The sequence below is a fragment of the Exiguobacterium sp. GL_137 genome, from assembly GCF_057834585.1.
Window position 1 is genome coordinate 988228 of sequence record NZ_CM174406.1, and the last position, 19881, is coordinate 1008108.

Annotated in this window: 17 protein-coding genes; 6 read left to right on the forward strand and 11 right to left on the reverse strand. The window is 48.3% G+C overall.

The window, feature by feature from the left end:
- Window positions 1-35: 35 nt before the first annotated feature.
- Window positions 36-929, reverse strand: a complete 894-nt coding sequence (locus AC3IRK_RS05115) for a DMT family transporter (RefSeq protein WP_214853944.1) — start codon at window positions 927-929, stop codon at window positions 36-38.
- 43 nt (window positions 930-972) lie between these two features.
- On the opposite strand from AC3IRK_RS05115, the gene AC3IRK_RS05120 reads away from it, so the two are divergent.
- The 5 genes from AC3IRK_RS05120 to AC3IRK_RS05140 all read left to right on the forward strand — a co-directional run bounded on the left by AC3IRK_RS05120 (window position 973) and on the right by AC3IRK_RS05140 (window position 8215).
- Window positions 973-3090 carry a DNA topoisomerase III gene (locus AC3IRK_RS05120; RefSeq protein WP_426354939.1) on the forward strand — a complete coding sequence of 706 codons (2118 nt, stop codon included), beginning with the start codon at window positions 973-975 and terminating at the stop codon, window positions 3088-3090.
- Window positions 3090-3506 carry a hypothetical protein gene (locus AC3IRK_RS05125; protein ID WP_489170470.1) on the forward strand — a complete coding sequence of 139 codons (417 nt, stop codon included), beginning with the start codon at window positions 3090-3092 and terminating at the stop codon, window positions 3504-3506. The genes AC3IRK_RS05120 and AC3IRK_RS05125 overlap by 1 nt, the downstream gene beginning before the upstream one ends.
- A gap of 69 nt (window positions 3507-3575) precedes the next feature.
- Window positions 3576-4109, forward strand: coding sequence for a hypothetical protein (locus AC3IRK_RS05130; RefSeq protein WP_489170471.1), 534 nt, complete (start codon window positions 3576-3578; stop codon window positions 4107-4109).
- Window positions 4110-4337: 228 nt separating this feature from the next.
- Entirely contained in the window at window positions 4338-6908 is a 2571-nt protein-coding gene (locus AC3IRK_RS05135; protein WP_131503077.1) for a HAMP domain-containing sensor histidine kinase, read from the forward strand.
- 239 nt (window positions 6909-7147) lie between these two features.
- Window positions 7148-8215, forward strand: a complete 1068-nt coding sequence (locus tag AC3IRK_RS05140) for an MFS transporter (protein WP_426354944.1) — start codon at window positions 7148-7150, stop codon at window positions 8213-8215.
- Between the two features lie 60 nt (window positions 8216-8275).
- Here AC3IRK_RS05140 and AC3IRK_RS05145 read toward each other — a convergent pair whose 3' ends face one another.
- The 9 genes from AC3IRK_RS05145 to AC3IRK_RS05185 form a co-directional block, all read right to left on the reverse strand.
- Window positions 8276-9454, reverse strand: a complete 1179-nt coding sequence (locus AC3IRK_RS05145) for an MFS transporter (RefSeq protein WP_188005274.1) — start codon at window positions 9452-9454, stop codon at window positions 8276-8278.
- A 146-nt stretch (window positions 9455-9600) separates the two neighbouring features.
- Window positions 9601-10731, reverse strand: coding sequence for an ABC transporter permease (locus AC3IRK_RS05150; protein ID WP_489170472.1), 1131 nt, complete (start codon window positions 10729-10731; stop codon window positions 9601-9603).
- Window positions 10731-11432: an ABC transporter ATP-binding protein gene (locus AC3IRK_RS05155; protein ID WP_131503072.1), complete on the reverse strand. Its 702-nt coding sequence runs from the start codon at window positions 11430-11432 to the stop codon at window positions 10731-10733. The genes AC3IRK_RS05150 and AC3IRK_RS05155 overlap by 1 nt, the downstream gene beginning before the upstream one ends.
- A gap of 15 nt (window positions 11433-11447) precedes the next feature.
- Complete coding sequence (locus tag AC3IRK_RS05160; RefSeq protein ID WP_426354946.1) at window positions 11448-12044, reverse strand: MFS transporter; 597 nt, start codon at window positions 12042-12044, stop codon at window positions 11448-11450.
- Window positions 12045-12054: 10 nt separating this feature from the next.
- Window positions 12055-13482 carry an FAD-binding oxidoreductase gene (locus AC3IRK_RS05165; protein ID WP_426354948.1) on the reverse strand — a complete coding sequence of 476 codons (1428 nt, stop codon included), beginning with the start codon at window positions 13480-13482 and terminating at the stop codon, window positions 12055-12057.
- Between the two features lie 8 nt (window positions 13483-13490).
- Window positions 13491-14510: an ABC transporter permease gene (locus AC3IRK_RS05170; protein WP_426354950.1), complete on the reverse strand. Its 1020-nt coding sequence runs from the start codon at window positions 14508-14510 to the stop codon at window positions 13491-13493.
- Window positions 14507-15373, reverse strand: coding sequence for an ABC transporter permease subunit (locus AC3IRK_RS05175; RefSeq protein WP_489170473.1), 867 nt, complete (start codon window positions 15371-15373; stop codon window positions 14507-14509). The genes AC3IRK_RS05170 and AC3IRK_RS05175 overlap by 4 nt, the downstream gene beginning before the upstream one ends.
- 23 nt (window positions 15374-15396) lie before the next feature.
- On the reverse strand, window positions 15397-16464 hold the full coding sequence (locus AC3IRK_RS05180) for a DUF58 domain-containing protein (RefSeq protein ID WP_426354952.1): 1068 nt from the start codon (window positions 16462-16464) through the stop codon (window positions 15397-15399).
- Between the two features lie 4 nt (window positions 16465-16468).
- Complete coding sequence (locus AC3IRK_RS05185; RefSeq protein ID WP_131503065.1) at window positions 16469-17392, reverse strand: AAA family ATPase; 924 nt, start codon at window positions 17390-17392, stop codon at window positions 16469-16471.
- Window positions 17393-17616: 224 nt separating this feature from the next.
- On the opposite strand from AC3IRK_RS05185, the gene AC3IRK_RS05190 reads away from it, so the two are divergent.
- On the forward strand, window positions 17617-18231 hold the full coding sequence (locus tag AC3IRK_RS05190) for an NAD(P)-dependent oxidoreductase (RefSeq protein ID WP_131503063.1): 615 nt from the start codon (window positions 17617-17619) through the stop codon (window positions 18229-18231).
- A gap of 60 nt (window positions 18232-18291) precedes the next feature.
- On the opposite strand, the gene amyS is transcribed toward AC3IRK_RS05190, so the two are convergent.
- Window positions 18292-19833 carry an alpha-amylase gene (gene amyS / locus AC3IRK_RS05195; protein WP_131503062.1) on the reverse strand — a complete coding sequence of 514 codons (1542 nt, stop codon included), beginning with the start codon at window positions 19831-19833 and terminating at the stop codon, window positions 18292-18294.
- Window positions 19834-19881 lie beyond the last annotated feature (48 nt).

A 19881-nucleotide genomic window follows, 5' to 3' on the forward strand; every position in this document is an offset into this window, starting at 1 on the left:
CTTCTAACAGAAGACTGCTGACTGGTATTTATTTTTTATTCCGCCGTCGTCGCGGCATTTTGTTTGGCGAATTGTTCCCGGATATCCCGTTCATTCCGCCGGAGGAACAGACCGATTCCGACGAGAAGTAAGGCGGCACCGGTAATTTGAATCCAAGTCAACGATTCCTGGAACAGGAAATAACCGAAAATCATGCCCCAGACAGCTTCACCGAGAATCGTAATGCTGACGATACTGGCACTGACACGCGACAGGGCCCAGTTAAACAGGTTGTGACCAAGCAGCGTCGGGAAGACAGCGAGTAAAATATAGATGCGCCAATCGATTTGGAAAGAAGCGACCAGATTGACGGACTGAATGAGCGAGAACAGTAACAAGACGACGGAAGACACGGCATAGACACCGAACGAATACGTATTCGTCGAGACACTCGTCCGGACGTGCTGACCGAGCAGCCAGTAACCGGCGACAAGGATCGTCGCGAGCAGGGCCAGTCCGTCTCCGATCAGCGCTCTTGGACCGACCGCGATATCACCATAAGCGACAAGTCCGCCGCCGAGCAACGCGACACCGACGAAAAAGAGGGCTTTTCGTGACGGGTGTTGTTTAAAGAAGACAGCGTTCCCGATCAAAACGAAAATCGGACTCGCGGTTACGAAGAGCGTCGAGCTGGCAACTGTCGTATAATCAAGGGACAGGAACCACAGCCAAAAATGACCGGCTAAGAGAATTCCGCTTAAAATCATATGTCGGATTGTCGTTGAACTGAGACTAAGTAATTCTTTCAGATGAATCAACGGTAACAGCAAGAGCGTCGAAAACAACATCCGGAAAAAAGCGACGGCTTCGATCGGGGTTTCGGCCCATTTAACAAAAATTGCAGATGTCGAGATAAAAAAGAGAGCCATGAATAAAGTGAAATAGGGCATGTTAACCTCCGCGTGTCTGAAGTAAGGAAAAGAGGGTGAATCAATGCAATTAATCATTGCGGAAAAACCGAAACAAGCTGAAAAACTGGCAGCACCGTATCCATCGGTCAAACGGGACGGATATATTGAAATCAAACCATGTGACCGGTTTCCGGCAGGAGCGAAACTGGCGTATGCCGTCGGACATTTATGTGAGCTGCAGGAACCGGCGCATTATGACGCCAAATGGAAACGATGGAACTATGATCATCTCCCGATTATTCCGGAACGGTTTGACTACCGGTTATCCCGCGGAAAAAGCAAAGCGTTCCAAGTCATCAAGAAATTACTGAACGAACGGACGACGACTTCCATCATTATAGCATCGGATGCCGAGCGAGAGGGAGAGGCAATCGTCCGATTGATTCTCCGGCTGGCGAACAATGCGAAACCGATTCAACGTCTTTGGATTTCCAGTCTGACACCGCAGGCCGTCGATCACGGTTTTGCTCATCTACTGGATGGTAAGGAAACCGAAAATCTGTTTCATGAAGCGATGAGCCGTGCCTGTGCCGATTGGTTGATCGGGATGAATGCTTCCCGTGCCTATACGACGCTGCTCAAGAAAAAAGGCATCGTTGACGTCTTTTCACTGGGGCGGGTCCAGACGCCGACATTATCCTTGATCGTCGAACGGGAAAAGCAGATTGAGAATTTCCGTCCGGAAACGTTTTTTGAAGTCGAGGCGGACTTTACCCGGTATAAAGGGAAGTACATCAATGCTAAAAAACAAACGAAGCTTACAGAACGGAGCCTCGCAGAAGCAATTGTCGCCCGAACAACAGGAAACGGTACCGTAGCAGCGGTCGAAAAGACGGAACAAGTCGAAAAACCGCCGTTTTGGTTCAGTTTGTCATTGTTGCAAACGGAAGCGAGCCGGCGTTTCGGACTCGGCGCAAAGGAAACGCTCGATATTGCGCAAAAACTGTATATCCGGGGCTGGATCAGTTATCCGCGGACGGATTCATCCTTTGTCTCAAAAGATGAAGCCGGTCAGTTCCCGACGATTTTAAAACGACTTCTGAAACAGCCGGAGTATACCGAACTGACGGATATCGTGACGAACAACATTACGAACAATAAACGGTACGTCAATTCAGCGAAGGTCAGCGATCATTATGCGATCATCCCGACGGAAGAAGCGGGAGCTGTTGCGAAACTGACAGGACGTGATGCACAAGTCTACGATTTGATCGTCCGTCGTTTCCTGGCGGCGTTTGCCCCGGATGCCCGGTCGGAAAAAACGGAAATCATCACGGAACGGGAACAGGACCGCTTCATCACAAAAGGCAGCCGGTCGCTTGAGTTAGGATTCAAGAAAGTCTTGAAGGTTGAAGCGAAAGAGCAGGAACTGCCGGCACTTGAAATCGGACAAAAGATGCCGATTAAAAGCGCGAAGTTACTCGAGAAACAAACGGAACCGCCAAAACGCTACACGGAAGGAACTTTGATTCTCGGGATGAAAACGGCCGGAAAAGTGCTTGAAAATGAACTTCAAGCCATCATGAAGGAAATTGAGGGACTGGGAACGGAGGCGACCCGAGCCGGTATCATTGACGGGTTGAAACGACGTGAATACATTCAAGTGAAGAAAAAAGAACTGCATCCGACAGCGAAAGGCCGGATTCTGATTGAAGCTGTCAGCGGAAGTATTCTCGCCTCGCCGGAGATGACGGCGAAATGGGAAAGCCGGCTCGACCAAATCGGGAAGGGTGAGGCTTCAGCGGCCCAGTTCGTTGATCAAGCGAAGAAGCTGTCGCAACATTTAGTCCAGGATGCGAAAACACGGGTTGAACAATTGGAAGTCGATCCGACCCAGGTACCGGCAAAACGGGCGCGGGGCGCAACGAACCGGCCGGTTGGCATCTGTCCGGTCTGTCAGGCAGAGTTGCTCGATCGGGGCAAGTTTTACGGGTGTAGTGCCTATCAGAAGAACAATTGCGGGTTTACCCTGCCGAAGACGATTCTCGGGGCACGTCTGACACAAACCGAACTGAAAAAAATGCTCGCGAACGGAAAAACAAAGCCGCTTGAGATGAAAAAAAACGGTCGGACCTTCCAGGCGATGCTGTATTTGGAACAACACCAATTGAAATTCGAGTTTGTGAAGGGAGAAGCTTGATGCATTACGATTTGATGGAAAATAAGACCTTTATACCGATGTTCGAACAATTTTTGAAAGAAGGGACCAAACTGACGGTCTGGTTTCCGAACGAAGTGACGATTGGACAAGCGGATGCCTTGATCGAGGAAGCGGAGGAATTATTCGGAGTGACGGCAGAAGTCATCGATGATCCCCAATCGTTTGGGAAATCATTATTGTTACCGTATCTAACGGAGCGGGAAACCCGGGAAGACGATTTCGTCCGCTATGAAACGGTCATGACGGAAGAAGTGAAGGCAATCTTGCGGGAAATCACCTTACCGATGATGGCGGACGGTGACTTTGCTGTCCTGTATTCTTACCGGATTGACCGCCCGGATGGCTTTTTATTCGTCGAAGATTGGTTTAATGCGGAAGTTTCCTTAGAAACTTAATAAAAAACGGAAACCCTCCTTGTTCGTGTTGCGTAAGAGTAACTATCACACGAAACGAGGAGGGTTTGTATGTCGTTATCAGGAATCGCTTCATTGCTTAACGGCAACCGACTGTTGCTGTATATCGAAGGCGATGGCTTTTTTTCCGGGATGCCGGTTTTCATGATGATTTTTTTTGGAATCATCGTATGTGTTTTCGTGATTGGATTGTTTACGATGATTACGCAAGGGGTCTCGACGAATAACTTGACACAATCGCTTCGTCACCACGCTTCGGAACTCGTAACACCGTCGGAAGACGGAGCACGACAGTATCTCGACTATCTCCGTTCGTTGCCAACGTTTCCGGTCGAAAAGACGAATCTCGAACCGTTTCGATTGGCGAAAGGAATTGCATCGTTGATTCATCAGACGGATCAAGTGCAGGCGACGACGAAACAGGCTGTTTCGGTCCAATATGCGCGGCTTGGCATTTTGGACGGGGATCCACTTGCAGATGAAGAACCTGTCCGGCGTCATTCGAGTACGCATCATCATCATGATCATCATCAGATGCATGTCAATCAACAAAATACAGAGATTACGAACCATTCTAATTTTTAAATGGCTGTCCGTTCCGTCTATCGGAGCGGGCTTTTTTTGTAAAAATCTCCAAATGAACGAAATTTTCTCCTGTTTTGTGACATCTGTTTGTAACATACAACCGTTTAGATTAAAGTTAGATGAAAAGTGGTCTTTTTTGAGCATATTTAGTGGTTTTGCTTAAAAAAGCTTTAGAATGAGGTTTAGAAACGATTAATTTAAGTTTTTACAGTAGAGGGGGATGAATAGATGAAGTCATGGCTTAATCGAACGATTGGACGCCAAATTATGTCTGCCTTCTATATGATTATATTGACACTCGTGCTGACCTCAGCCGGCGTTTATTTTTATACGAAAAGTCAGGTTCAGACATCACGTCAGGAACTGCTGACATTAAACGATCATCGGACACGCGCGACGAACTTATATGAATCATGGCAAAGTCTTCAGTATGAAATGCGCGGATTCGTCTTATTAGGCGATGAAGCAATGCTGGAAGAAATTGAACGTAAAAAAACGAACATCAATCAACAAACAACGTGGTTTGAGAAAAATGCCCGTTTTAAAGAAGAAAAACAGTATGCAAAAGATGCCCGATCGCTTTATACGGCGTATACGCAACGCGTCATGCCGAGTCTGACGAACTACGTCGCTGCTAAAAAAGACGGGGACGTAACCGAACCGTTCTTGCAGATGGCAACGCTCGGAAAAGTCACGAAAGCACCGACACTCGATCCAAAACGGAAGTTCAATATCAAAACGAAAAGTGCAGCGGATATGAGTTCAAGCATCGTCGATATGGAAACAGTATTCACGAAGTACCGCAACTCATTAAACAAACAAGAGCTCGCGGCGCAAGAAAAGCTGGGAAAACAGGTTAACGCTTCACAGGTGCTGGGGTTCATTAATTTGGCTGTTCTCCTGCTGATCATTGCGTTGCTTGTCCGTCCATTTGTCTCGCGTTTGACCGGACAATTGCGTCAGTTGAATCGGGAAAGCAGCCGTCTCGCACAAGGCGAGGATGCGACACCAATCAAAGTTGTGAATCCACAGGATGAAGTCGGTGAATTAACGACAACTTTCAATCAGATGGCAGCATCGATTTCTTCCCAAAAGATGCAACTCGTTTCAAGTAACGATGAGTTGCAAAGTCAGCAGGAAGAACTCGTCGCGCAGCAAGAAGAATTACAGATGCAGCAAGAAGAACTCGAGGAAGCACTTGATATTACATTGCGGAACGAAACCCATCTGCGATACCGCAATGAATTGACGGAAACACTCGCTTCCCGTGAAACATTGACGGCTTACCCCGCAATCATTGAAAAATTAATTACGATCACCGATGCCGAGCTTGGTGCCATCGTCTTCCTTGACGACGACCGTTATACGGATATCGTGTCGTATGGGATGACACCGGATCAGGAACATCAGTTGTTACACTCTTCGATTTCGTTACTTGAACGGGCACGGATGCACAAACATGCCGTTCGTTCGACGAAACAAGTGACGAGTGATCATCCGCTGCCTTACCCGTACAGCATGTATGAAACGGTGGTTCCTGTCATGGATCCGTCAACTAACACGATGATTGCCAGCATTTATCTAGTCCGTTATCGGGATCAGTTCAATGAAGATCAAACGGAAGAAATCTGGTCGTTCTCGCGTCAACTGGCCTTGTCATTGCTTCGGATGCGGGTCTTTGATGAGATTGAGCGGGAACGCGAGAAAACATCGAAACTGTTGCATTCGATCCGTGAAGCTGTCATTTATATCGAAGGCGACAAGATTTTTGCCAATAAACCATTGCTTGCTTTGTTCCATCATCCGTCTCACGATCAATTTGATGAGGGATTGATGACGCTCGATGTCAAGATTGAAGAATTGGCCGTCCAGGTCGATCAACATGAAGCGTTCCTCGAATATATGAGTCGGGTCTGTCGTCATGAGATTCCGACTGAAGGCTTGTCCTTATCCTTAAACAAAGAGGAACGGTTCGTTCAAGTGTACGCGGAAGGAATTCAGTACGGCGGCCGTTTCCGCGGAACGATGCTCGTACTGCGGGATGTGACGATTGAGACCGGTATCGACCGGATGAAGTCGGAGTTCGTCTCGACGGTGTCTCATGAGTTGCGGACGCCGCTTGCGTCAATCTTCGGGTATACCGAGCTGATGCTGGCGAAAGACTTACCGGTCGATCGTCAACAGCGGTATTTGACGACGATTCATTCGGAGACACAGCGTCTGACGAGTCTCGTCAACGACTTCCTGGATGTTCAGCGGATGGAATCGAGTCAGCAACACTATCAGTTCGAAAAACTCGATCTTGGAAACTTGATTCAGGAAGTCGCGGAATTTCATGCCGGTTCAACGAGCAACCATCAACTGACGCTTGAAACCGGGGATCAGCCGCTTCGTTGGATTGAAGCGGACGAACCGAAAATGCGGCAGTTGTTTGGGAATTTAATTAATAATGCCATCAAGTATTCACCGGATGGCGGGGAGATTGAGCTTAAGCTCGAAGCATTGGATGACCGGTTACGGATTCAGGTTATCGATGAAGGAATCGGGATTCCGCAACACGCATTGCCTGAACTGTTTAGTAAATTTTACCGGGTCGATAATTCAGACAGTCGGAAAATTGGCGGTACCGGTCTCGGCCTCGCGATTTGTCAGGAAATCGTCCGTGCCCACGAGGGTTTGATTCATGTGGAATCAACAGAAGGACGCGGCTCGATCTTTACGATCGAATTGCCGTTCGTGCAGGTGAGTTCACTTGAAACAATTACTGGAATGGAACATGCGAAAGACCATAAAAGATAAGCAGACTGAAACAGAAGCAGACAACGGACTATCCGTCGTCTGCTTTTTTGTGTAATCCGATTCGGAAGAAAGAGAAACGGGAAAAGTAAAAAACAGGGTGCATGATATCATTCAAAAAGGAGGAATTCACCATGAAAAATATACGGCCGCCTTGTTAAGTTCGACTTCGCCGGAATATCCGTCTGCTGTACCTGATTCGCTTTTTGACAGCCTGTCTGCCCGCGTATGTCATCGAGCGCTTGTTTTGGGAACAACGTGGAATGACGGTGGAGGACGTCGTGTATGCTGAAATCGTATTTGCGTTGACGATGGTTGTTCTCGAAGTACCGTTTGGTCTGGTCGCTGACCGGTTGGGACGAAAAATCAGCTTCGTAACGGGTGTGCTGTTTGAAACATTATCGTTTTGGATATTGCTTCAGGCATATGAACTGTCGTCCTTTTTACTTGCCATGGTGCTGGCCGGAATCGGAAGTGCTGCTGTCAGCGGAGCGGAAGAGGCCTTGATTTACGAAACGATGAAGCAACTTTTACAAAAGGAACGTTTTGAGAAAACGATTAGCCGTCTGAATGCGACAAGTCTTGCAGCAGCCGGTGTTGCAGCGCTGATTGGAGCTTGGCTTGCGACATCGTATGAGCTGACAGTGCATTATGAACTCTCTCTTGGCTGTTTGATGCTGGCTTTCTTCGCCAGTTGCCTGTTGATTGAACCGGACACGTCCGGACGAACAGTGGTTCCTGTTACGCGTCGCGACCGGTGTCGGTGGCAGGTATTTCCTTCTTTTGCCCGGATTACGTTGCTCAGCATTTCATTTGGTACGACGATCACTTTCTTGGATGAGTTTTGGCAATTGTATGTCCGGGATCGAGAAATTGCGGTCTCCTGGTTTGGCACGATTTTGATTGGACTGATGGTTGCCCAAGCACTCGGTAATCTTTTGCCGAAACCGAACCGTCCGTTTGTTCCTCTCAGCGTTCTCTTGCTCGTGTATGCTGGCGGATTCATATTACTTTCCCTGATCGATAGTCCATGGTCGGTGCTTGTCTTATTTGGTTTGTTTCTAATTTATGGCTGGTCCGAACCGGTCCTGACAACGTGGTTGCAGGGCAATTTGACAGATGACTCGCGGGCGACAGGGAGCTCGATGGTCTCGATGCTTGAGAGCCTTGTGACAATCGGCGTTGGACTGGGTTTCGGACAAATTAGTCAAGACGCCGGTCTCGACGGAGCCTATTTCTATCTCGGACTCGTCTGTGGAGCAATCGGGGCAGGACTCTTGATACGATATCGAAAAAGTCGAAATGTGTAAGGAAAAAGAAGTATTTCCGGTATGAAGTCCGGAAATACTTCTTTTTGGTTATGTCTTGTCTTATGAAACATGCTGTTTATCCTGCACTGAAACAGTATGGCGCAAACGTCGGGCGGAAGAGAACATCAGCAGGGCGACCGCGGCCGCAATCCAGTAGACCGTCTCGATGCTTAACCGGTCTGCAAGCAGTCCGAATAACAAACTGCCGAGACAAAAGCTGAGCGTATATACTGTTTGTTGCATGCTGTAGACATACGGCAAACGGGCGGAAGGCGTCGCTTCCTGTAAACGTGTATTGAGCTCGATTGCCCGTAGTTGGCTCGAGGCCCCTTGCAACACACAGGCGACAATCGCAAAGACCACATGCGGTGCGAACGCAAACAAGACGGTTGCTCCGACCGATAATGCGACACTAAGCGTTAACAGGGAGGCGGACTTGGTCCGGCGGAGCATGTAATAACTACCACCGATCATGCTGAGCAGATAAAACGCATTTAAGATGCCCCACCAGCTGTCAGACACATGAAGATGCGTGTCGATATAGACGAGGAACAACGCTGAAATCCAAGCCGTACTGGCAAAGGCATCGATGCCGAGCAACGTTGTATTCAAGCGGGCCGGCTCAGTCGTCCACGTATAGCGGAAGCTAGAGCGGAACGACGGTGTTTCCTGCGTTTCTTGGACAGGATCCGCGAGTTCACGGACTTGATGACGAAACAGAGCAGTCCAGATGCTCGCTAGGACAAACAGGAAAAACGAAATCGTCAGGACCAGATCGGCAGAACCGAGACTGACAAAAATCGCGCCAAGCGGCCACATGACGAGTTGGACGACTTGATTTGTTCCCTGGACCAGACTGTTAGCTTTTTGAAGGTTGTCTGTGATCCGCGGCAGGAAAGCACTCTCAAGCGGCCGGGCAAACCCGTCGAGAAAGGCAATCCAGACGACGCATCCTAACAGATAACCGAACGGTAAATCAAGAAACACAATCAGACCGAGGCTGATCGTTTTTAAAAGCTGACTGTATAACAAGAGCGAAGCATGACGAAACCGTCTTGCGACATCGGCAAAGAAAAATCCACTGAGCGTCATGCCTGCCGTCACGGCAACCGGGAATAGGGCGGCAGTACTTGCTTGTCCGGTCTGAGCGTACAGGGTAGCAATGAGAGCGACGATGTAGAGCGCGTCTCCCGCATTTGCTACCCACTGGCTGACCAGTAAAGTTGTAAATCGGTTCATCTATAAAACCTCCACATCGTTCGTATTTAGTTAGTGGGTAGGTAATCTAGATGGATTTACATTGGTCGGCCTCATTTCGCTTTTTTTTGATTGTATAAGGAAAAAAATGGATTGTCAATGGAGTCCGGGAAATGAAGTCGATGTTCTTAGACCGGGCGTTGTTTTTTGAGAGCCCGCATATTGAGTGCGACGAACAGGAGGACAAAACCTGCCAATACGACAAGATCGAGCCAAATGTCTTGAAGCCCGTAGCCCCGAGTCATGATATTTTGCAGAGCATGCGCGGCATAAGTCAATGGCATCAACCGGTTAATGATTTCGACCCATACGGGCGCATCACCCAAATCAAACAACCCGCTGAAGAAAATCTGGGGCACGATTGCTAACGGAATGAACTGGATCAGTTGAAATTCAGTCCGGGAAAAACTCGACAGCAGTAAACCAAGCGACAAGGCGACACTTGCCGTCAGGAGATTGACGAACAAAAGTAAGAAGTAGTTTCCCTGTTGCGTCACGTCAAGCACGTTGACGATGAATAACTGAATAAGAATCGTCTGGATCGTGACGAATAAAAAGAAACCGACAAAATAACCGAAGACGATACTCGAGCGTTTGAGCGGCGTCGCAAGCGTCCGTTCGAGTGTACCGCTCGACCGCTCCCGTAAAAAGCTGACACCGGCAATGATGAAGACAAATAGGAAGATGAAAAAGCCCATCAAGGCAGGAGCGATTTGATCAAATAATTCAGCATCCGGATTGCCGTATAAAAATTGGATGTCGGGTTTGGTAAGAGTGGGTGATGCATGCTGCGGCGTATCGAATGTTTGATTCGTTAATTGCGTCAATTGTTGTTGCAACTGTTGAACGGTTGCCGAGAGTTTCGTGTTGGCTGTGAGTGCTTGTTTTCCTTGAATCGTGATCAAGGTTTCTTGAATGAGTTGGAGCGCTGCTGCGTTTTTTGAAATGTCGCCGCCTTCAATTAAAATTTTCGGCTGATTCTTTTGAAAGGTGATCAAGGCATCAATCTGTCGATCCTTCATGGCAGTGATACCAGCCGCTTTGCTTGAAAAGGTGCGGATGTCTGTTTTGGTTTTCAGTGTATCTTGAAAGGTCACCGGTAAATCGACCGTACCGATTGTCACATCGTCCGAGCTCGAACCGAGAATCGTCGACAGTAAGAACAGAACAAATAAGGGAGCGAGAAACATCATGGCAATCGTCCGTTTATCCCGAAAAATTTGTGAAATGACACGTTCCGCTACCGTCAGAATTTGCATTATACTCGCTCCTTTTGAATGAAAGCTTCATCGATGGAACCAAAACGTTGAATCAAATCATTGGGGGTACCGGCTTCGATTAGACGACCATGTTGGATCAACAATAACCGGTCGCACCGCTCAGCTTCATCCATGACATGTGTCGTGACGAGTACCGTTACACCGGACTGGCGTAGTTGTTCAAACTCATGCCAAAATGTTTTCTTAAGCGCGGGATCAATCCCGACCGTCGGTTCATCGAGCAACAGAAGACTCGGTTCGTGGATCAAGGCGATGGCCAGACTGAGTCGTCGTTTCATTCCACCGGAAAATTGATGGATCGGACGATCGGCATCTTTCTTCAAATCGACGAATTCAAGGACGGTTTCGATACGCGCTCGAAGACGTGCTTTTTTTAAACCGTATAGTTTTCCGAAATATCGCAGATTTCCGCGCGCCGTTAAGTCTTCATAAAGCGCATCCGACTGTGCCATGTAGCCGATGTTCTCCGCTTGGGCGAGCGAGGGTTGTTTGGTGCCGAGAACCATGATCGTCCCGGTCGTTGGTTGTTGCAGACCAATCAACGACTTGATTAAAGTCGTTTTTCCGGAACCGCTCGGACCAATTAAACCGACAATTTCACCTTGACCAATTGAAAACTGGACATCGGTCAAGACCGTGCGTTTCCCGAACGTTTGGGAGTAATGGGTTACGTCAATCATACGATCACATCCCTTCTACTTCTTTATACCCGCTTCGACACCCGATGATGAATCTTCCGTATGTTTTTTTCCTGAACGTGGACGGTCCCACAGTAAACGCAACGTTACATAAAAATAGACGGCAGAGATGATGTAAAACAGACTGCCGATCGTTAAAAAATCAATCAGATAACCGGCAGCTATGATTCCAAGTGCCGACCATAAGGACGTATTGAAATGATAGCGGCCGATTGTCCGGCCAACCGTCGTTAAGGCAAGTTCCTGCCGGGCAAGGATTGTTTTTTCCGTGTTCTTTTGCAACGCACCAAGTATCCCCATGATGATTTGAATCAGGTAGACGTGGCTAATGGACGTCACAATCGGTACGTACAATAAAACCAGTGCCATGCCAAACGTGTGGGTGACAAGCAATGAGCGGTCGCCGAACCGGTCACTCAGACGACCGATTCCGAGGTAAGCGAACGCTGAAGTCAGCGTGAAAAGACCGTAGGCAAGACCGAACTGGGCATAGGAATCTCCAATTTGCCGGACAAGCAATAAATAAAACGGGAAAATGATACTGCTGCTCATTAAAATCATGCTTTGAATACGAACAAAAAGTGAATAGTTCATCATCGTCTCCTTACTTAAAATAGTCGAGATAAAATTGGTTCATGAAAAGGCCATCGGGATCCTGCTTTTGTTTGGCTTCTTTAAAAGTAGCAGCATTCGGATAGGCGTCATGGAACTGCTTGCGTGTTGCGAACGGATAGTACGGCAGGTAGTAACTGCCCTGATGTGCGAGTGTCGCATCAATCAACTTTTGGACAATCCGTTTCGTTTCGTTGATTGATATCGGATCCGTTTCCGTATTGATCAGCCAGACGAGGGCAAACATATCCTGTTTCGCATAGGACAAGGCAGCTGTTTCATCCTGCTCGACATACCGGATCGTGATATTCAAGACATTCAGTTCCTCGGCTGTCAAAATCGACCGCAATTGATCGATGTAGGAAACAAACGAATCAACCGGCACGAAGTATTCCTGGAGTAATTCGGTTCGACCGGGACTCGTATATTCCATAAACGCACTGTCGGAACGCATGACATTGTTACGGGATTCGAACGTTCCACTCTGCTTCAGGAAATACGATTTCTGAAATGACCAAAGCTGATTTTTTCCGAAGTCGCTGTACCGGGAGATGCCGAGTAATGCTTTCGGCAAAGCGATGATGGTTTCTTGCTTGAGCGGTTCCTCTTCAATCGGAGTTGTCCGCTCTGTTTTACGATAGTTCGTGACATACATGTCTTTGAAAAATCCGTCCGGCGCGACAGAAATACGTCCGATGTGCATACGGACGTCATCGTCACCGAGGACATGTTGCCGGAAATAAGCCGGATAATCCTGATAATTCAAGGCGACAGTCTGCTCGGCGTACCATTCATCGTTTGTCAGTTTCAAAGTAACGTCCAAAATGATACCGAAGAGACCATATCCGCCGGGGACCAGGCGGAATAAATCCGCATGTTCCGTCCGGCTGACGTTGACGACGGAACCGTCCGCTTGCAACAGCCGAAACGAATCGACCGTATCAAACAGGGAACCGTAACGGATATCCCGGCCGTGGACATTGACGCTGAGTGCGCCGCCTACTGTAAAGATATTCTGCGACTGCATGACTTGAATTGCTAGACCGTCCGGCTGAATCCGGTCTTGAATTTCACCCCAGGTGGCGCCGCTTTGGACGGTAATCCGTTTCGTTCTGGGAGTATAATCTAGAATCTGATCGTACTTGGTCATATCAAGGACTGTCGTGTCCGGCAGGTATGTCTGCCCGCCTTGACTGTGTTGCATACCGGCAATCGACACCGTCTCCTGGCGTTGTTTTGCTTGCTCAATCCAGGACTTCAGGTCATCCGTCGAAGTTGCCGACCGAATCTGTTTGACACGGGTCGGGAGTAAGTTTGACTGATCGGAACTGTTCAGGACCGGGTGTTGATAAGTCCAAATGGAAAAACTAAAAACCGTCACATAAATTACAATGACGGCACCAATGATTATTCGCTTCATACATCCTCCTAGGATTTGATTGAAATGTCGACCGGATCAAACGGGTGAGACAAATGGGCTGTCGCTGCTTCCGCTTCAGAAAGGGATTGAGTTGAACTACTTATTTGTTGGCGGCGCAAGAGGTAAGCACGCTCGAGGCGGCTGGTCAGTAAGTTGGCAAAGAACACGAGCAAAGCTAAAGCAATCGCCGGAACTAAAAACAGATGGTTGATCCACGAAACGGCTGAGAATTGCAGGAAATAGTAGCCGAACTGGGATGCCCATTCAAAAATGATCGGGGCCGCGCCACCTTCGAATAAGACGAGTGTTCCGCCAAAAAACAAGCCGAACAATGAGAGATGGATCAGGACCATTAATGTCTGAACGAACTGTTGCATGAAGACAATCGTTAGCGTCGGCAACAGATGCGGCCAAATATGTACCCGAAACTGATGTCCAGGACGTCCGCCGAGTGTGCGGGCGACAAGCATGAATTCTTGTGCAAGCAGTTGCCGGGTCTCACCGATTAAATACAGCACCAATGCCGGTAAACCGAGTACCGTTAAGACACTGACTTCGAGGAAGACACGCGAGAACGCGGACGGAACCGAGGCGGGATCTATAAATAGGAAAGCCGGCAATAAAATAAACAAGGCGAGCAACGAAATCGGAATGATCAAGAAACCGTCCAGCAGGAGACGTAATGCCGTATACAGCCGTTTTCCCCGGAAAGCGAGCGGGACACCGATCAGCAAGGCGAGAACGATTCGGGCGAAGGCGACGCTGACACAAACACCAATCGTCCACTTGGCCCCTTCAATCATCACCTGAAACAAATCGTTTCCGGAACGGTCCGTCCCAAACCAACGATCCGTGGAGGGTTCGAGTGGTGAGGTGGCGATAAATGTTCCGTCTTTCGAATAGAGATTTTGAATTTGATCGACCTGTCCGTCACGAAACACGGCATTACCGAAACTGAGTAACAACAATGTTCCAAAGAACAACAGGCACATCCAAAAGATGAAGTCATATCTCAAAACACGTCTCATGAAATCTCTCCTTTCCACGAGCGGGGGATACAAAGTTCTGCCACCGTATCTAATATGAAAAAGGGCAGATAGATTAAAAGCAATAAAACAAGCAGTATCGAAAAATCCTGATTGATTAAGATAAAACGAAACAGTCCCTGGACGTTAAAAGTATACTCGATGACGACCAGACTCGAAAGAATCGTAATGATGTTCGTCCGGAAAAACAGATAAAAACGATAAAACAGATTTGGCATCAAATGTTGCCAAAACAGCCGGGACGATTGGATACCTTTTGCGCGGGCCAACTCCAGGTAGCTTGCATGCTGTTCTTCCTGAATCCGACCGGTCAGCCATTTGATGAAGAAAAAAACGGTCGTTAAGGATAATGTCAAAATCGGCAGGAACCGGATTGAATCGCTAAATCCGCCGGCAACCTCGATTTGATCAAATCCGGTCGTCTTGAATAAAATGACGATGATGAATTGTGAAAAAATGATCCAAAATAAATCAGGAATCATTTCCAGGAGTCGGGCAGTTTGCGTCAAGACGGAACGGATTTTTGCTCCGGCCCGGTAAAATAAAAACGCATAAAGTAAAGCCGCAATCGATGAACAAAGCAGAGCGCTGCTGAAGATGACGAGCGTCTCCTGAATGAACGGCTGAAGATCCGGAAATAACAGTCTGTTTTCTCCAGCCGTTGCATTGTAATACGTTAATGGATGTGAAGACGTCAACAGACTGAGCTGTTGTTGCACTGCGTTGAAATACTTCGGGAAATCCGGTCGCATCTGAACAATCAGATGCGGTAAAGCACTGATGACGACCAGAACAAAGAAGGCGAACACGAGTTGAGTGGTTTTACGGATGAGAAATGACGGCATATTGTCCCTCCTGCAAGTACGGTTTAACCGATAGCTTGAATATGATCATTACCAATTTGAATCAATTGGCTATTTCGGTGTTTTCGACGTGTGACGTACCGTTCGAATTGACCGGTTGGAATATAGGTGTCCCGCGTCGACAGGGTCGATAACGTCAACAGGATTTGTTTCAGTTGAGGCTGCCCTTCCTGAAGCTTTAAATGGGTCATCCGGTTGTTTGCGTCGAGATGGTTTAAAAACAGTTCAACTTTACAGCCTTCTTTAATCAGCTCACTTGCGAGAAACGCTGTCTGATCAATGAACGTCTCAAAGTTCGTATGCAGTCCGTAACCGCTTGGTCCGGACAGATTCAAGGCGAGGCTGAACGTATCCTGATTGCTCGTCTCAAAGACCTTGGTCTGCAGACGGCCGGTCTTGGCTGTCGCATACCAGTCGATTTCTTTCGACGGCTCAGCCGTATACGGTTTTGCCCCCAGTTGAACGAGCTTATTTTTCAGTGGAGAGTACCGGTCGGCACGATCCCCGATCCGAAGCCGATGCAACAGGAGTGGTGTCGCCTGTGCCGTCAGCGAAGGTAAGACCGTGAAATGAGGAAATGCATCAAAGGTAAACAGATACACGCCCATCCGCCACGGCAGCCGGATTGTCAGGGTGAGTTCGTCAAAATGCGCCGGTCCCCGCCGCATCGCCTGAATCGGGATTTCAATTTGTTCGTCCGATCCGATGACGGCATGATACGTATGCGGGTGGAGCGGATCCATGTCAGGGAAAATGAGACCGTTATCCGTGTGCAGCCGAAGGGTGGTCTTCAGTCCTAATTTTTCAAGGGCTTCAAGACCGAACAGCTGCAAACGCAACGCAGTCGACTCCTGATTAAACATCAGCGGTTCGTAATGTTTCCATTCCAAGGCAATGTCGCGCTTCAATTGTTTTTCAGTCTGCCCGACAACGTAGTGAACGGTGGCGATTGCTGCGAATAAAAAACCGAGTAAGGACAATCCCGGGATGAATAAGAAAACGAACGTTAAAATGACATAAACGGAAAAGAGCCGGCGTTCCAGCCAAAATGGAACCGAACGTTCGATGTGCATGACATCACCCCATTTCAACCGGGACCGGAATGTCATCAAGCAGATGCAGTAATAAATCGGCTTTCGTCGTTTTGATGCCGCCTTCAAGCGTTAACATTAAACGATGGGACAAGACATGTTTCGCCAAGTATTTGATGTCTTCCGGAATGATAAAATCGCGTCCGTTGAGGAAGGCATAACTTTGTGATGCCCGAAGTAAAGCAATCGCACCACGGGGACTGACGCCGACTTCGACGAGAGCATGGTGACGGGTTGCCTGGACGATCGACAATAGATAATCGAGTACATCCTGAGACGCATGAACGCGCCGTGCTTCTTCCTGCCATGTAATCAAGTCGCCGCCTGTCGCGATACCGATGGCTTGTTTCCGGACGTTCGCCAATACTTCGTTCAACAGTTGGCGTTCATGTTCCAGATCAGGATATCCGACTTCAATCGCCACCATGAAGCGGTCGAGCTGGGCATCCGGAAGCGGGAAGGTTCCGGCGGATTCAATTGGATTTTGCGTGGCGATGACAAAAAACGGAGCCGGCATCTGGTACGTTGTCCCGCCGATTGAGACTTGACGCTCTTCCATCGCTTCGAGCAAAGCAGACTGGGTCCGCGGAACAGCCCGGTTGATTTCGTCAATCAAAACGATGTTCGCAAACAGAGGACCGCGCTTATTCTCAAACTCCTGGGTTTTCATGTTGAAGAAGTCGGAACCGATGACGTCAGACGGCAGCAGGTCGGCCGTGAACTGAATCCGGGAGAAGGCACTGTCGAAACTGTTGGCCAGGGCTTTAGCGAGCATCGTTTTTCCGGTACCCGGTACATCTTCAAGGAGGATATGACCTTCGGCGATCAATGCCGTTAAACACAAATCGATGACATCAGACTTTCCGAGATAGATCGTATTGAGCTGGTCTTTTAATTGTTGTAATTTCAATATGTACGCCTCCGTCTAGTGGAATGAACTTCAAACAGCCGTTTTGAAAAGGATTTAAGAAATAAAGCAACTTAAGGAAAAAATACCCAATAATATTAACTGAATTTTAGCACAAATCGAAAACAAGAAGAAACTATTTCTGATTCACTATAAAATGCCAGACGATTACTGACTGAAAGGGAAGGGTACATGAGTAAAAGAACAGATAAAGGGAGGCCATTTTTATGAAACTGATTATTTTCGGAGCAACCGGACAAACCGGGCAGGAGTTGGTCAAACAGGCGATTGCCCATGGACATACGGTGACGGCATTCGTCCGTAATGCAAACAAACTCGAGTTGACGGACGAGAAACTGCGTGTCATGGAAGGAGACGTACTTAACCAGGACGCAGTGAATCAAGCGATGCAGGGACAAGAGGCAGTATTGACGGCCTTAGGGACCGAGAGTCTCGCATACAGTGGATTTTTAGAACGGAGCCTCTTGCGAATCGTGAATGCGATGAAGGTGAACGGGGTCGAACGGATCGGATACGTCGCTTCTGCGGGAGTCGACCAGGAACTGCCCGGTGCTCAGGGGTTACTTGCTCAACAGATTCTAAAAAATCCTTTAAAGGATCACCGGCAGGCGATTGAACTGTTGAAACAGGCGGACGTCGCCTATACGGTCGCCCGGCCGCTTCGTCTGATGAACGGTCCGTTGACCGGCTTGTATCGCCAAACAGAGAGCGGGGTCCCGGAGCAGGCAAAACAAATCAACCGGGCAGATGTCGCTCACTTTTTACTGGAAGCAATCGAACAGGACGAACATGTCCGCAGCAGCATCGGACTCGCCGAATAAAAAGAAACCGGTTGTTCAGTGGACGGAAACGTCCTGTGAACAACCGGTTTTTTTTTGAACTTATTGCTGGCGGTAGACAGAAACCGAGCCGCCGTTCACGAAGAATTGACCGTAACCGTCCTGATTGATCGTGACGGAAGCCGTGTTGTTGCCGGTGATGTCCGTCCAGACTTCGCCTTTGTTTTGTGTCCCGACGTACATCCATTTACTGCCGCCCGGACCGTCCGACAAAATCGTCGCAAGACCTGATTTTGTACGATCCGTCACACCTTCACGGGTCCAGCCGATGACGTCGGCGTTATCGAGATAATCGTTTTGTTTTCCGAAGGCAAAGTCTTTTCGCGCTTTTAACAGCGGATCGATTTTTGAGGCAAGCGCCGGGATTTCACGGTTCGACGTGCCCTTTGTTCCGTAGTAATCGCCGTAGAAGACCGACGGATATCCTTGTTCACGCGTCAAAATCATGGCGTAAGCAAGCGGTTTGAACCACGATTGTACGGTCGACTCAAGTGATTGCCCCGGCTGGGAATCATGATTCTCAACAAGTGTGACGGCTTGAACCGGATTCGTCTTGACGAGTGTGCCGTCGAAAATTGTCCGCATGTCATAGTAGCCGCCGCCTTTACTCGCCTGCTCGAACTTATAGTGGAGCGGAGCATCAAAGACCGATTGCTGATAGTTCGTTCGGCTCAAATAGTTTTGCAAAGTGCCGAGATCATTTTGCCAGTATTCAGCAACCGTGAATAACGGCTTTCCGGTCGTCTGACGGACGTTCGCGAGCCAGTCTGCGAGATAACCGTGTTTGATGTGTTTGACGGCATCAAGGCGGAATCCGTCGAGACCCAGTTCATTGACGTACCATTTGCCCCAGTTCTTCATTTCCTGCTGAACTTCCGGATGATCGAAATCGATATCCGCATACATCAAGTAGTCATAGTTTCCATTTTCGGTCGAGACGTCAGTATCCCATGCTTTTCCGGTCCCGCGGAATTTGTAGATGGCACTTTTCGAACGGGATTGATCCCAGTCCGTTCCGTCAAAGTGATACCATTTCCACTTAAAGTTCGAATACGTATTGTTTCGCGCCGCGAAATCAAAACCGGTCCAGGCTTGAATCTGGTAATCCCCCGAGATTTCCTGATTGCGGTTGCTGCCACTCACTTCGACCGCTGTCACGGCTTCTGTGAAATCGGCGCCGCCTTTATGATTCATGACGACATCGCCATATACATCGATGCCGGCTGTATGTAGTTGGCTGATTGCTGTTTTCAGTTGAGCTTTCGTTCCATATTTCGTCCGGACGGTTCCTTTTTGATTAAATTCCCCGAGATCGTATAAATCATAAGCGCCGTATCCGACATCGTTTTGGGTCGTTCCTTTGTAAGCGGGGGGTATCCAGACGGAGGTGATCCCGAGTTGATCGAGTTTTGTTGAATCACTGCCGAGGCGGTTCCAGTGGTTGCCGTCATTCGGAACATACCATTCAAAATATTGCATCATCGTTCCGTTATCTGCCGTCGCCCCTACTGCAATCGGTTGCACAAGTGGCGCTAAAAAAGTAGCGGTCGCGAGTGTAGCGACAATCAAGCGTTTTTGTTTCATGAAAAGACCTCCTATAATTTTATGAAAGCGTTTGCATTTATAGTATAT